General features: G+C 67.7%; 13 protein-coding genes. 9 read left to right on the top strand and 4 right to left on the bottom strand.

The window, feature by feature from the left end; all coding sequences use genetic code 11:
- Positions 1–28: 28 nt before the first annotated feature.
- The 4 genes from modB to OH686_RS10130 all read right to left on the bottom strand — a co-directional run bounded on the left by modB (position 29) and on the right by OH686_RS10130 (position 3,010).
- Positions 29–718 (bottom strand): molybdate ABC transporter permease subunit, encoded by a 690-nt coding sequence (gene modB / locus OH686_RS10145; protein ID WP_289538268.1) that lies wholly within the window; start codon positions 716–718, stop codon positions 29–31.
- Positions 705–1,442 (bottom strand): molybdate ABC transporter substrate-binding protein, encoded by a 738-nt coding sequence (gene modA / locus OH686_RS10140; RefSeq protein WP_289538266.1) that lies wholly within the window; start codon positions 1,440–1,442, stop codon positions 705–707. The genes modB and modA overlap by 14 nt, the downstream gene beginning before the upstream one ends.
- Before the next feature lie 16 nt (positions 1,443–1,458).
- A complete protein-coding gene (locus tag OH686_RS10135; protein ID WP_289538263.1) occupies positions 1,459–2,214 on the bottom strand; it encodes a TOBE domain-containing protein in 756 nt (251 codons plus the stop codon).
- 61 nt (positions 2,215–2,275) lie between these two features.
- The gene (locus OH686_RS10130; RefSeq protein WP_289538262.1) at positions 2,276–3,010 is read right to left on the bottom strand and encodes a ComFC family protein; all 735 of its coding nucleotides are present in this window, start codon (positions 3,008–3,010) and stop codon (positions 2,276–2,278) included.
- Between the two features lie 62 nt (positions 3,011–3,072).
- Between OH686_RS10130 and bioB the strand changes: the two genes are divergently transcribed.
- The 9 genes from bioB to OH686_RS10085 all read left to right on the top strand — a co-directional run bounded on the left by bioB (position 3,073) and on the right by OH686_RS10085 (position 12,333).
- The gene (bioB, locus tag OH686_RS10125; RefSeq protein ID WP_289538260.1) at positions 3,073–4,131 is read left to right on the top strand and encodes a biotin synthase BioB; all 1,059 of its coding nucleotides are present in this window, start codon (positions 3,073–3,075) and stop codon (positions 4,129–4,131) included.
- Positions 4,132–4,234: 103 nt separating this feature from the next.
- A complete protein-coding gene (bioF, locus tag OH686_RS10120; protein WP_289538258.1) occupies positions 4,235–5,404 on the top strand; it encodes an 8-amino-7-oxononanoate synthase in 1,170 nt (389 codons plus the stop codon).
- Complete coding sequence (locus OH686_RS10115; RefSeq protein WP_289538256.1) at positions 5,397–6,128, top strand: alpha/beta fold hydrolase; 732 nt, start codon at positions 5,397–5,399, stop codon at positions 6,126–6,128. Before bioF ends, OH686_RS10115 begins: the two co-directional genes overlap by 8 nt.
- Positions 6,121–6,918 carry a malonyl-ACP O-methyltransferase BioC gene (gene bioC / locus OH686_RS10110; protein WP_289538254.1) on the top strand — a complete coding sequence of 266 codons (798 nt, stop codon included), beginning with the start codon at positions 6,121–6,123 and terminating at the stop codon, positions 6,916–6,918. The genes OH686_RS10115 and bioC overlap by 8 nt, the downstream gene beginning before the upstream one ends.
- A gap of 99 nt (positions 6,919–7,017) precedes the next feature.
- Positions 7,018–7,707: a dethiobiotin synthase gene (gene bioD / locus OH686_RS10105; protein WP_289538253.1), complete on the top strand. Its 690-nt coding sequence runs from the start codon at positions 7,018–7,020 to the stop codon at positions 7,705–7,707.
- Between the two features lie 96 nt (positions 7,708–7,803).
- On the top strand, positions 7,804–8,100 hold the full coding sequence (locus OH686_RS10100) for a pyrroloquinoline quinone biosynthesis protein PqqE (protein ID WP_289538251.1): 297 nt from the start codon (positions 7,804–7,806) through the stop codon (positions 8,098–8,100).
- Between the two features lie 59 nt (positions 8,101–8,159).
- Positions 8,160–8,900 (top strand): putative metalloprotease CJM1_0395 family protein, encoded by a 741-nt coding sequence (locus OH686_RS10095; RefSeq protein WP_289538249.1) that lies wholly within the window; start codon positions 8,160–8,162, stop codon positions 8,898–8,900.
- Between the two features lie 168 nt (positions 8,901–9,068).
- Complete coding sequence (locus tag OH686_RS10090) at positions 9,069–10,874, top strand: phenylacyl-CoA dehydrogenase (RefSeq protein ID WP_289538247.1); 1,806 nt, start codon at positions 9,069–9,071, stop codon at positions 10,872–10,874.
- 166 nt (positions 10,875–11,040) lie between these two features.
- Positions 11,041–12,333, top strand: coding sequence for a GGDEF domain-containing protein (locus OH686_RS10085; protein WP_289538245.1), 1,293 nt, complete (start codon positions 11,041–11,043; stop codon positions 12,331–12,333).
- The last annotated feature ends 124 nt before the right edge of the window (positions 12,334–12,457 follow it).

The following is a 12,457-nucleotide window of genomic DNA, read 5'->3' as shown; positions in this document are numbered from 1 at the left end:
GCGCCCAGTCTATCTCTAAAGCAGCCTCTCAACTGCGCATTGGTGCGGCGCGGCGCGCATCGCCCAGGCCATAGACCAGCAACAGCAGCAGGAACGACAGCCCCAGCAGGCAGGCGGCTAGGCGGTGCGCCTCGCCATAGCGCAGGGCCTCGACATGCTGGAACAGGGCGATGGACACCACCTGGGTCTCGCCGGGGATGCTGCCGCCGAGCATCAGCACCACGCCGAACTCGCCCAGGGTGTGGGCGAAGCCGAGCGTGCCGGCGACCAGGATGCCGCGCCGCAGCAGCGGCAGTACCACGCGCAGCAGGCGCTCCCAGCGGTTGGCGCCGAGGCTGGCGGCGGCTTCCAGCAGGCTCTGCGGGATCTCGCGCAGGGCCACGGTCAGCGGCTGCACCACGAACGGCAGCGAGTAGAGTACCGACCCCAGCACCAGGCCGGCGAAGCTGAAGGCCAGGCCCTGGCCGGTCAGCCAGTGCCAGGCCTGGCCGAGCGGCGTGGTGGGGGCGAACAGCACTAGCAGGTAGAAGCCCAGCACGGTCGGCGGCAGCACCAGGGGCAGGGCCAGCACGGCGTCGAGGATGCGCCGCAGTGCCGTCTGCTTGCGCACGCGCCAGGCCGCCAGCGGCAGGCCGATCGCCAGCAGCAGGGCAGTGGACAGCGCCGCCAGCTGCAGGGTGATTGACAGCGCCTGCCAGTCGCTGTCAGTCAGCAGCACAGCCGGCCTCGCCGGGCAGGGCGTAGCCCGCGGCTTTCAGGGTGGCGTGCTGGGCGTCGAAAAACGCCAGGAAGGCTTCGGCGGCCGCCTGGCGCTCGCCCTTGGCCAGCAGCACGCGCTTCTGTACCAGCGGGTCGTAGAGCTTGGTATCGACCTGCACGTACTGCGCGGTCGGGGTCTTGGCCGCGGTCAGCTGGCTGAGGGCGACGAAGCCGCTCGGCGCGTGGCCGGTGGTGACGAACTGGAAGGCCTGGCCGATGTCCTGGGCGTACACCAGGCGCAGCTTGAGTGCGTCCAGTTGGCCGCTGCGCTCGAGGGTCTGCAGGGCGGCCTTGCCGTAGGGCGCTGTGTCAGGCAGGGCGATGGCGATCTTGCCGGCGGGCAGGGCGTCCAGTCTGGGTTCGGTCTTTGGTGCCCACAGGGCAAGGCGGCCGCAAGCGTAGGCGCGCGCCGCTGCGCCCGCGCCGGCGGCGACCAGCTTGTCGGGGCGCTCGGCATCGGCCGAATAGAACAGGTCGAAAGGCGCGCCGCGCTGGATCTGCTCGAAGAAGGTGCCGCTGGAGCCACCGGCCAGCTGCACTTCGGCACCGGTCTGGGCCTGGTAGTCCATGGCGATCCTTTCCATCACCGGCAGCAGGTTGGCGGCCACGGCGATGCGCACCGGCTCGGCGGCCTGGGCCTGGGTGGCGCCGAGCAGGGTGAGGGTGAGTAGCAGGCGGCGCATGGTGGACTCCTTGTCTTCAGGTGGCGATGCCCAGCAGGACCTGGGCGGCGGAAACGCGGGCCTGGATCGGGCGACCGATGGCCAGGTCGAGAGACGGCAACTGCCGGGCATCGAGCAGGGCGCACAGGCGCTGGCCGCCGGGCAGGGCGATGCGCACTTCGCAGGGGCTGTTGCCTTCGTCGAGCACTTCCTCGACCTCGCCGCGCAGCGCGTCTGCGGCTGGCGGGTCGCTCGGCAGCAGCTCCAGGCAGCCGGCCTTGAACAGCGCGACCACGGTGCTGCCGATGGCCAGCTCCAGGTGCAGGGTGCTGTCGTGGGTAATCTGCGCCTGCAGGCGGTTGTCGTCGCCCAGGGTGATCTCGATCAAGTCGTTGCGGCCCTGCGGCTGGATGGCGCTGACCCGGCCGCTGAGCTGGTTGCGCGCGCTGGTACGCAGCATCAGGCGGCCGAGCAGGGCCAGGTCGGCGTCCTGTTCGGCAGCGTCGAACAGTTGCGCCTGCAGCTGTTCGAGGCGGCGATACAGCTGCAGCAGACGCTCGCCGGTGGCCGACAGGTGTGCACCACCGCCGCCCTTGCCGCCGACGCTGCGCTCGACCAGCGCCTGGCCGGCCAGGTTGTTCAACTCGTCGATGGCGTCCCAGGCCGCCTTGTAGCTGAGCCCTGCGGCCTTGGCCGCGCGGGTGATCGAGCCCTGTTCCGCCACCTGCTGGAGCAGGGCGATGCGTTGCGGGCGGCGGGCGATATGCTGGGCGAGGGCGGTCAGCAGGGTCATGGCTCAAGCGCAGTATAGTTTTCTATATAGCGTGGCACGATGCGCGATCCAGCGCCTGCGGTCAATCTCCCGGCTTGGGTGTGCGGGCCAGGCAGTAGACGTCCACGCGCGCCGCGCCGGCATTCCGCAGCAGGCGCGCCAGTGCCTCGGCCGTAGCGCCGGTGGTGAGCACGTCATCGACCAGCGCGATATGCCGGCCGTGTACCTCGGCGCGCTCGTCGAGGGTGAAGGCCTGGCGCAGGTTGCGTTTGCGCGCGGCTGCATCCAGCTCCTGCTGGTGCGCACCTTCCTGGGGGCGCAGCAGCCAGTGCTCCTGCACCGGCCGCCGCAGGCTCTTGCCCAGCCAGTCGGCGAGCATCCCGGCCTGGTTGAAGCCGCGGCTGCGCAGGCGCTTGCGCCCCAGCGGCACGGGCAGCAGCAGATCGGGGCGCGGCAGGCCTTCGGCGAAGGCGTGTTGCAGATGATGTGACAGAAGCTCGGCCAGCAGACGTCCCATTGGCCACTGCGCCTGGTGCTTGAAGCGGGTGATCAGGCTGTCGACCGGAAAGGCATAGCGCCAGGCCGCTTCCACCCGGGCGAAGCTCGGTGCTCGCTTCTGGCAGGCGCCGCAGGTCAGGCCGCTGGCCGGCAGGGGCAGGGCGCAGACGAGGCAGTGGCCGCCCAGCCATGGCAGTTCGCCCTCGCAGGAGCTGCACAGCGGGTGCTCGGTGTCCGCCGCTTCGGCACACAGCAAGCATGTTTGTTTATTTTTCGTCCAGATGTAAACCTGGCTATCGGTGAATGGTTGACAGCGCATGGTCCTTCCTTTGACTATGCCTCACAGCCGTGTTGCACAGCCTAGAACAAGGAATATCGCCCATGAGCGCCAGTATCGCCTCCGTCACCCGTCACGATTGGTCCCTCGCCGAGGTGAAGGCGCTGTTCGAGCAGCCGTTCAACGACCTGCTGTTCCAGGCCCAGACCGTCCACCGCGCGCATTTCGACCCGAACCGCGTGCAGGTCTCCACCCTGCTGTCGATCAAGACCGGCGCCTGCCCCGAGGACTGCAAGTACTGCCCGCAGTCCGGCCATTACAACACCGGTCTGGACAAGCAGAAGCTGATGGAAGTGCAGAAGGTGCTGGAAGCGGCCGCCGAGGCCAAGGCCATCGGTTCCACCCGCTTCTGCATGGGCGCGGCGTGGAAGCACCCGTCGGCCAAGGACATGCCCTACGTGTTGAAGATGGTCGAAGGCGTGAAAGCCCTGGGCCTGGAAACCTGCATGACCCTCGGCAAGCTCGACCAGGAGCAGACCCGTGCCCTGGCTGAAGCCGGCCTCGACTACTACAACCACAACCTCGACACCTCGCCGGAGTTCTACGGCAACATCATCACCACCCGCACCTACGCCGAGCGCCTGCAGACCCTGGCCTACGTGCGCGATGCGGGGATGAAGATCTGCTCCGGCGGCATCCTTGGCATGGGCGAGTCGCTGGACGACCGCGCCGGCCTGCTGATCCAGTTGGCCAACCTGCCGGAGCATCCGGAGTCGGTGCCGATCAACATGCTGGTCAAGGTCGAGGGCACGCCGCTGGCCGGTGAGAAGGATGTCGATCCGTTCGACTTCATCCGTATGCTCGCCGTGGCGCGGATCATGATGCCGAAGTCCCACGTGCGCCTGTCCGCCGGCCGCGAGGCGATGAACGAGCAGATGCAGGCCCTGGCCTTTATGGCCGGCGCCAACTCGATCTTCTACGGCGAGAAGCTGCTGACCACCAAGAACCCGCAGGCCGACAAGGACATGCAGCTGTTCGCCCGCCTCGGCATCAAGCCGGAGGAGCGCGAGGAGCATGCCGACGAGGTGCATCAGGCCGCCATCGAGCAGGCGCTGGTCGAGCAGCGCGACGGTCAGCTGTTCTATAACGCCGCCTCGGCCTGATCCCGCTTTGAGTAGGGGCGAGCTCTGCTCGCGAAGGAGCTCGCGTGACCAAGGTGCGCGAGCAAAGAACTAGGCGTCCTCCTCGCTCCTACGGACCAATCGCATGAGTTTCGATTTTGCCGCCCGCCTCGCCGAGCGCCGCGCCGCTCACCTCTATCGCCAGCGCCCGTTGCTGGAAGGCCCGCAAGGGCCGGAGGTGGTGGTCGATGGTCAGGCGCTGCTGGCCTTCTGCTCCAACGACTACCTGGGCCTGGCCAATCACCCCGAGGTGACCGCGGCCATGCGCGCCGGCGCCGAGCGCTGGGGTGTGGGTGGCGGGGCCTCGCACCTGGTGATCGGCCACAGCACGCCGCACCACCAGCTGGAAGAGGCGCTGGCCGAGTTCACCGGCCGCCCACGCGCACTGTTGTTCTCCACCGGCTATATGGCCAATCTGGCCGCCGTGACCGCGCTGGTCGGGCAGGGCGATACGGTGCTGGAAGACCGCCTCAATCACGCCTCGCTGCTGGATGCTGGCCTGCTCTCCGGCGCGCGCTTCTCGCGCTACTTGCACAACGATGCGGTGAGCCTGAGCAAGCGCCTGGACGGTGCCTCCGGCAACACCCTGGTGGTGAGCGATGGGGTGTTCAGCATGGACGGCGACCTCGCCGACCTGCCGACCCTGTGCGCCGAGGCCCGCAGCAAGGGCGCCTGGATGATGGTCGACGACGCCCACGGCTTCGGCCCGCTGGGCGCCAGCGGCGGCGGCATCGTCGAGCACTTCGGCCTCGGTCTGGATGATGTGCCGGTGCTGGTCGGCACCCTGGGCAAGGCCTTCGGCACCGCCGGCGCCTTCGTCGCCGGCAGCGAGGAGCTGATCGAGACGCTGATCCAGTTCGCCCGCCCCTACATCTATACCACCAGCCAGCCCCCCGCCGTGGCCTGCGCCACGCTGAAGAGCCTGGAGCTGCTGCGCACGGAGAGCTGGCGCCGCGAACATCTGAACCAGTTGATCGCGCGCTTCCGCGCCGGCGCCGCCGAGATCGGTCTGAGCCTGATGGGCAGCCCGACGCCGATCCAGCCGATCCTGGTCGGCGACAGCGAGCGCGCGCTGCAGCTCTCTGCCCTGTTGAAGGAGCGCGGCCTGCTGGTCGGCGCCATTCGCCCGCCCACCGTGCCGGCCGGCAGTGCGCGCCTGCGCGTGACCCTCTCCGCGCTGCACAGCGAGGCGCAGCTGGAGCGCCTGCTCGATGCCCTGGCCGAATGCTGGCCATTGGTGAACCACGATGCGTAATCATCTGATCCTGCTGCCGGGCTGGGGCCTGGGCAGCCTGCCGCTGGAAGTGCTGGCCGAGGCCCTGCGTGGCCTCGCTCCGACGCTCAAGGTGGAAATCGAGCCGCTGCCCGAGCTGACCCGCGGCGAGCCGCGCGACTGGCTGCTGGAGCTGGACGAGCGCCTGCCGCCGCATACCTGGCTGGGCGGCTGGTCCCTCGGCGGCATGCTCGCCAGCGAGCTGGCGGCCCTGCGCGGCGAACGCTGCCGCGGACTGCTGACCCTGGCCAGCAACCCCTGCTTCGTCGCCGGTTCGGACTGGCCGTTCGGCATGGATGAAGCCACCTTCAATGCCTTTGTCGACGGTTGCCGCGTCGATCCTGCCGCCACCCTCAAGCGCTTCAGCCTGCTCTGCACCCAGGGCTCCAGCGAGGGTCGCGGCCTGGCGCGTCAGCTGCAGGCCGCCGCCCCGCATGCGTCTGCCGAGGTGTTGCTGGCCGGGCTCGAGGTACTGGGCAACTTCGATGGGCGCAGCGCCCTGCAACGCTTCGCCGGGCCGCAACTGCATCTGCTGGCCGGTGCCGACGCCCTGGTGCCGGCCGAAGTGGCCGGCGAGCTGCTGATGCTGCAGCCGGATATCGAGGTGGGACTGATCGAGGAGGTCAGCCACGCCTTCCCGCTGGAGCGCCCGCACGAGATTGCGGCGGCGATACTGGCCTTCCTCGGCGAGGCCGGCGATGTCTGAGTCGCTGCAGCAGGGCGACCTGCCGGACAAGCGCCAGGTCGCGGCCTCCTTCTCGCGCGCGGCGCACAGCTATGACGGCGTCGCCGCGCTGCAGCGCGATGTCGGCAATGAGCTGCTGGCACGCCTGCCGGCGCTGACCCCCGCCCGCTGGCTGGACCTGGGGTGCGGTACTGGCTACTTCACCCGTGGCCTGGCCGAGCGCTACTCGCAGGGCAGCGGGCTGGCCCTGGACCTGGCCGAGGGCATGCTGCGCCATGCGCGGCCCCAGGGCGGCGCCCGCCACTTTGTCGCCGGCGATGCCGAGCGCCTGCCGCTGCGCGATGTCAGCCTCGACCTGATCTATTCCAGCCTGGCCGTGCAGTGGTGTGGCGACTTCGCCGCCGTGCTGGACGAGGCGCGACGCACGCTGCGATCGGGCGGAGTACTGGCCTTCAGCAGCCTGTGCGTGGGCACCCTGCAGGAGCTGCGCGACAGCTGGCAGGCGGTGGACGGCTTCGTCCACGTCAACCGCTTCCGCCGCTTCGAGGATTACCAAGCGCTGTGCGTGGCCAGCGGTATGCAGCTGCTGACGCTGGAGCGCCGGGCCAGGACGCTGCACTTCCCCGATCTGCGCGCCCTGACCCACGAACTCAAGGCCCTCGGCGCGCACAACCTCAACCCCGGGCGTCCGGGCGGCCTCACCGGACGGGCGCAGGTGCGCGCCCTGGTCGAGGCTTACGAACATTTCCGCCAGCCCCAGGGCCTACCAGCCACCTACCAGGTGGTGTACGGCGTGCTGCGCAAGGACTGATATGAGTCAGGCCCATTTTGTCACCGGTACGGACACCCTGCTCTTGGGTAGAGAGCCGGCAAGACCATCGGCTCGACCATGGCGAGGGGGGATGTGCGTATGAGCCGAGCATACTTCGTCACTGGTACTGACACTGAAGTCGGCAAGACCACCGTCGCCGCCGGCCTGCTGCACGCAGCGCGCCTGGCCGGGCTAAGTACGGCGGCGGCCAAGCCGGTGGCTTCCGGCTGCGTGCGGACCTCCGATGGCCTGCGCAATGACGACGCCCTGGCCCTGCTCGGCGAGTGCTCGTTGGCGCTGGGCTACGACGAGGTCAATCCATTTGCCTTCGAGCCCGCCATCGCCCCGCATCTGGCGGCGTGCGAAGCGGGTGTCGAGCTGAGCGTGGCGCGGCTGCTGCCGGCGGTACGGTGGGTGCTGGATAAAGGCGCGGACTTCTCTCTGGTCGAGGGCGCGGGTGGCTGGCGGGTGCCGCTGGCGGGGCGCGAGAATCTGTCCGATCTCGCTATCGCATTACGGCTGCCAGTGATTCTGGTGGTCGGCGTGCGCCTGGGCTGCATCAACCATGCGCTGCTCAGCGTCGAAGCCATCGAGCGCGACGGCCTGCGCCTGGCCGGCTGGGTGGCCAATATCGTCGACCCGCAGACCTCGCGCCTCGAAGAGAACCTGGCGACCCTCGCCGAGCGCCTGCCGGCGCCCTGCCTGGGGCGGGTGCCGCGTCTGGCGGCGGCGACGCCCGCGGCGGTGGCCACGCATCTCGATCTGCGACCGTTAAGCGCCGCGCTATAAGCCGCTGATCGGCCATAACGCTTTGCTTGTACGTTTTTTGAGCATTTTCTGCTTCAATTGTCCGCACGAGTCTGTCCCCGTCAGGGAGTCACCACCATGCAAATCTCCGGTAACGCCTTCAGCGCTGGCCTCAGTGGCATCCAGGCCGGGCAACGTCGTGTCGACCAGGCCGCCAGCGAGATCGCCAGCAACACCCTGCCGGTGCAGCAGCCGAGCGAGACTCCGCCGACCCAGCAGGTCGAGCCCAATCCGGAGGTGCTCGCCAATCGCCAGCCCGACCTGGCCGAGAGCCTGGTGGGTCTGACCCAGGGTCGCAACGAAGTGCAGGCCAGCGCCCGGGTGGTGGAAACCGCCGACGAAGTGCTCGGCACGCTGATCGATACCCGCGCCTGACAGGGCTGTCGGCGCCGCAGTAATCAGAGGGCTCGCCCGGTCGGGCGAGGAGGGGTGTGATGCAGATCGGCAGCGCCATGACCTACGCTGCGCCCCTGCCGTCGTCTCAGACGGCCAGGAATCCTTCGTCCGAGCTTTCCCCTTCAGCCGATCCCGCCGCCAAACCACTGGAAGCCAGCGCCGACTCGCCCGAGCTGCGCGACGAGGCGCAGAGCCCGGCGAGCACCGATGCCGAGGGTGAGGAAGAGTCCCCGCGCGAAGCCCAGCAGCTGCGTCAGGAGCAGCTGGAGATCGCCGAGCTGGCCAGCCGCGACCGCGAAGTGCGCGCTCACGAACAGGCCCATGCCTCGGTCGGCGGCTCTTATGCCGGCGCCCCCACCTATACCTTCAAACGCGGCCCGGACGGCAAGAGCTACGCCGTCGGTGGCGAAGTCAGCATCGACACCGGTCCCATTCCCGGTGACCCCGAAGCCACCCTGCGCAAGATGGAGCTGGTGCAGCGCGCCGCGTTGGCGCCTGCCGAGCCTTCCGCCCAGGATCTGCGCGTAGCCGCCGAAGCCGCGGCGCAGGCCACCCAGGCTCGCGCCGAACTGGCCGAGCTACGCCGCGAGGAGGCGCTTGCCGCCGCCGAAGAGCGTGCCACTCGACGCGAGGAGCAGTTGGCCGAAGAGGAAGAGAAGGCGGCCAGCGAGGAAGAGGAAAAGCCGCAGCAGGCTGCGGCGGCGCCACCTAAGCTTGATCTGTATCTGCGTCTGGCCCAGTTGCAGGCTCCGCTTCCGGCGGTCGACCTGCAGGTCTGAAGCGCTTCCCGGGGGTGCTTGACAAGGGTAGGGCGTAAACGTATGTTTCAAACGCTTGTTTGAGTGCCGGGCGGGTTTTCGCCTGCCGGGTGCCGGGAGAAATCCCGCGAACGACCGCTCCAGACGGTCACCCTAACACTAAGGAATCCACCGTAGAGGTTTACCGCTATGCCTGAGTACAAGGCCCCCTTGCGTGATATCCGCTTCGTTCGCGACGAACTGCTCGGCTACGAAGCGCACTATCAGAGCCTGCCTGGCTGCCAAGACGCCACCCCGGACATGGTCAGTGCCATTCTGGAAGAAGGCGCCAAGTTCTGTGAGCAAGTCATCGCTCCGCTGAACCGTGTTGGTGACCTCGAGGGCTGCACCTGGTCCGAGTCCGGTGTGAAGACCCCCACCGGCTTCAAGGAAGCCTACCAGCAGTTCGTCGAAGGCGGCTGGCCGAGCCTGGCTCATCACGTAGACCACGGCGGCCAAGGCCTGCCGGAATCCCTGGGCCTGGCCCTGAGCGAGATGGTCGGCGAAGCCAACTGGTCCTGGGGCATGTACCCCGGCCTGTCCCACGGCGCGATGAACACCATCGAAGCCCACGGCACCGACGAGCAGAAGCACACCTACCTGACCAAGCTGGTATCCGGCGAGTGGACCGGCACCATGTGCCTGACCGAGCCGCACTGCGGTACCGACCTGGGCATGCTGCGCACCAAGGCCGAGCCGCAGGCTGATGGCTCCTACAAAGTGTCCGGCACCAAGATCTTCATCTCCGCCGGCGAACACGACATGGTCGACAACATCGTCCACATCGTGCTGGCCCGCCTGCCCGACGCCCCGCAAGGCACCAAGGGCATCTCCCTGTTCATCGTGCCGAAGTTCAACGTCAAGGCCGACGGTTCCGTGGGCGAGCGTAACGCCGTTTCCTGTGGCTCGATCGAGCACAAGATGGGCATCCACGGCAACGCCACCTGCGTGATGAACTTCGACGGCGCCACCGGCTACCTGATCGGCCCGGCCAACAAAGGCCTGAACTGCATGTTCACCTTCATGAACACTGCACGCCTGGGTACCGCCCTGCAGGGCCTGGCCCACGCCGAAATCGCCTTCCAAGGCGGCATCAAGTACGCCCGCGAGCGTCTGCAGATGCGTTCCCTGACCGGCCCGAAAGCTCCGGACAAGGCTGCCGACCCGATCATCGTCCACCCGGACGTACGTCGCATGCTGCTGACCATGAAGGCCTTCGCCGAAGGCAACCGCGCGATGGTGTACTTCACCGCCAAGCAGGTCGACATCGTCAAGTACAGCCAGAACGAAGAAGAGAAAAAAGCCGCCGACGCGATGCTGGCCTTCCTGACTCCGATCGCCAAGGCCTTCATGACCGAAGTCGGCTTCGAAGCCGCCAACCACGGCGTGCAGATCTACGGTGGCCACGGCTTCATCGCCGAGTGGGGCATGGAGCAGAACGTGCGCGACAGCCGCATCTCCTGTCTCTACGAAGGCACCACCGGTGTTCAGGCCCTCGACCTGCTCGGCCGTAAAGTGCTGATGACCCAAGGCGAAGCCCTGAAAGGCTTCACCAAGATCGTGCACAAGTTCTGCCAGGCCAACGAAGGCAACGAGGCCATCAAAGGCCTGGTCGCACCGCTGGCCCAGCTGAACAAGGAGTGGGGCGACCTGACCATGAAAGTGGGCATGGCTGCCATGAAGGACCGCGAAGAAGTGGGTGCCGCCTCGGTGGACTACCTGATGTACTCCGGCTACGCCTGCCTGGCCTACTTCTGGGCCGACATGGCGCGCCTGGCTGCCGAGAAGCTGGCTGCCGGCACCGAGGACGAGGCCTTCTACAAGGCCAAGCTGCAGACCGCGCGCTTCTACTTCGAGCGCATCCTGCCGCGTACCCGTACTCACGTCGCCACCATGCTGTCCGGCGCCAGCAACCTGATGGAAATGGACGAAGAGCACTTCGCTCTGGGCTACTAAGTCCGCTCCGACCTCAGGTCAGAAGAACCGCGGCCCTTGGGTCGCGGTTTTTTTTGGTCCGGAAAAAGGCGAGTCGACAGAATGCGAACGATTGCCGCTGCCCTTTGTTCGCGATACAGGCAAAATGCCGCGTCCCGCTCCTGCTTTGCGGGCTGGAGAATCTGAAGTGTCGCGTCTCGCCGCCTACCGCCCCGATCATCTGCTGACCGCGCTGCCGCTGCTTGTCGCCGGGCTGTTGGTCGCGCGCATGAGCGAGCTCAACGAATTCTTCCTGTCGCTGTTCAACGTGCTGCCGACCCTGCTCCTGCTGCTCGGCGGCGCCTTCTGCGTGGTCTATGGCCGCCAGCGCGAGTTGTCGCTGCTGGTGGTGGTCTACCTCTGCTATTTCCTGCTGGATACCCAGACCGACCATTTCCGCGAGCACGGCAAGGTGCGCGAAGACGCGGCGCTGATGTTCCACCTGTGCAGCCTGCTGCTGCCGCTGCTCTATGGTCTCTATGGCGCCTGGCGCGAGCGCAGTCACCTGCTGCAGGACATGGTCGCCCGCGCCGCCGTGCTGCTGGCCATCGGCGGCACCGCACTGGCCCTGGCGCGGCGCTTCCCCCAGGGCCTGCAGGCCTGGCTGGCGGAGATCCATTGGCCGCTCTGGCATGGCCAGTGGATGAGCCTGATCCAGCTGTCCTACCCGCTGTTCCTGATCGCCGGCGTACTGCTGCTGGTGCAGTACCTGCGCCAGCCCCGCCCGCTGCATGCCGCGGTGCTGCTGGGGTTGTTCGGCCTGCTTTGGATGCTGCCCAACACCTTCATCCTGCCGCATGCGCTGCAGGTGATGAGCAGCCTGGTGATGCTGATGTTGGTGGCCGCCGTGGTCCACGAGGCCTACCAGATGGCCTACCGCGACGAGCTCACCGGCCTGCCCGGACGGCGCGCGCTGAACGATCGCCTGGAGCGTCTGGGGCGCAGCTATGTGATCGCCATGGCCGACGTCGACCACTTCAAGAAATTCAACGACACCCACGGCCACGACGTCGGCGACCAGGTGCTGCGCCTGGTCGCCAGCCAGCTGCGCAAGGTGGGCGGCGGTGGCAAGGCCTATCGCTACGGCGGCGAGGAATTCACCCTGGTGTTCCCCGGTAAGTCCATCGAGGACTGCCGCCAGCACCTGGAAGCCGTGCGCCTGGCGGTGGAGAACTACCCGCTGCAGCTGCGCGACAAGCAGCAGCGGCCGAAGGACAACAAGGAAGGCCGCCAGCGCCGGCGCGCGAGTGCCGCGGCCAGCGTGTCGGTGACCATCAGCATCGGCGTGGCCGAGCGCGAGCTGCAGCAGCGCACGGCCGACGAGGTGATCCGCAGCGCCGACAAGGCCCTGTATGCGGCCAAGAGGGCCGGGCGCAATTGCGTGGTAGCCCAGGGCGAGAATCGCCGTGGCGCAGTGCGGGTCAAGGCCGCGACCGAGTGAAAAAGGCGGCGTGACCAGTGGTTCACAACTAGAACCTATGTCCTAAATTGGTGTTCAGATAGACTCCGGAGCATGTTGGATCGGCCGGATCGTCGGCCGTTTCGTTGCTCCCGAGGATCGCTCC

It is taken from the genome of Pseudomonas sp. SO81, from assembly GCF_030374125.1.
Taxonomy (GTDB): Bacteria; Pseudomonadota; Gammaproteobacteria; order Pseudomonadales; family Pseudomonadaceae; genus Aquipseudomonas.
The sequence above is the reverse complement of the archived record's forward strand: the minus strand, read 5'-3'. Positions and strand labels throughout refer to the sequence as shown.

Coding starts and splice junctions, on each gene's coding strand:
- modA (WP_289538266.1), bottom strand. CDS start 1,442: ATGCGCCGCCTGCTACTCACCCTCACCCTGCTCGGCGCCACCCAGGCC.
- OH686_RS10135 (WP_289538263.1), bottom strand. CDS start 2,214: ATGACCCTGCTGACCGCCCTCGCCCAGCATATCGCCCGCCGCCCGCAA.
- OH686_RS10130 (WP_289538262.1), bottom strand. CDS start 3,010: ATGCGCTGTCAACCATTCACCGATAGCCAGGTTTACATCTGGACGAAA.
- bioB (WP_289538260.1), top strand. CDS start 3,073: ATGAGCGCCAGTATCGCCTCCGTCACCCGTCACGATTGGTCCCTCGCC.
- bioF (WP_289538258.1), top strand. CDS start 4,235: ATGAGTTTCGATTTTGCCGCCCGCCTCGCCGAGCGCCGCGCCGCTCAC.
- OH686_RS10115 (WP_289538256.1), top strand. CDS start 5,397: ATGCGTAATCATCTGATCCTGCTGCCGGGCTGGGGCCTGGGCAGCCTG.
- bioC (WP_289538254.1), top strand. CDS start 6,121: ATGTCTGAGTCGCTGCAGCAGGGCGACCTGCCGGACAAGCGCCAGGTC.
- bioD (WP_289538253.1), top strand. CDS start 7,018: ATGAGCCGAGCATACTTCGTCACTGGTACTGACACTGAAGTCGGCAAG.
- OH686_RS10100 (WP_289538251.1), top strand. CDS start 7,804: ATGCAAATCTCCGGTAACGCCTTCAGCGCTGGCCTCAGTGGCATCCAG.
- OH686_RS10095 (WP_289538249.1), top strand. CDS start 8,160: ATGCAGATCGGCAGCGCCATGACCTACGCTGCGCCCCTGCCGTCGTCT.
- OH686_RS10090 (WP_289538247.1), top strand. CDS start 9,069: ATGCCTGAGTACAAGGCCCCCTTGCGTGATATCCGCTTCGTTCGCGAC.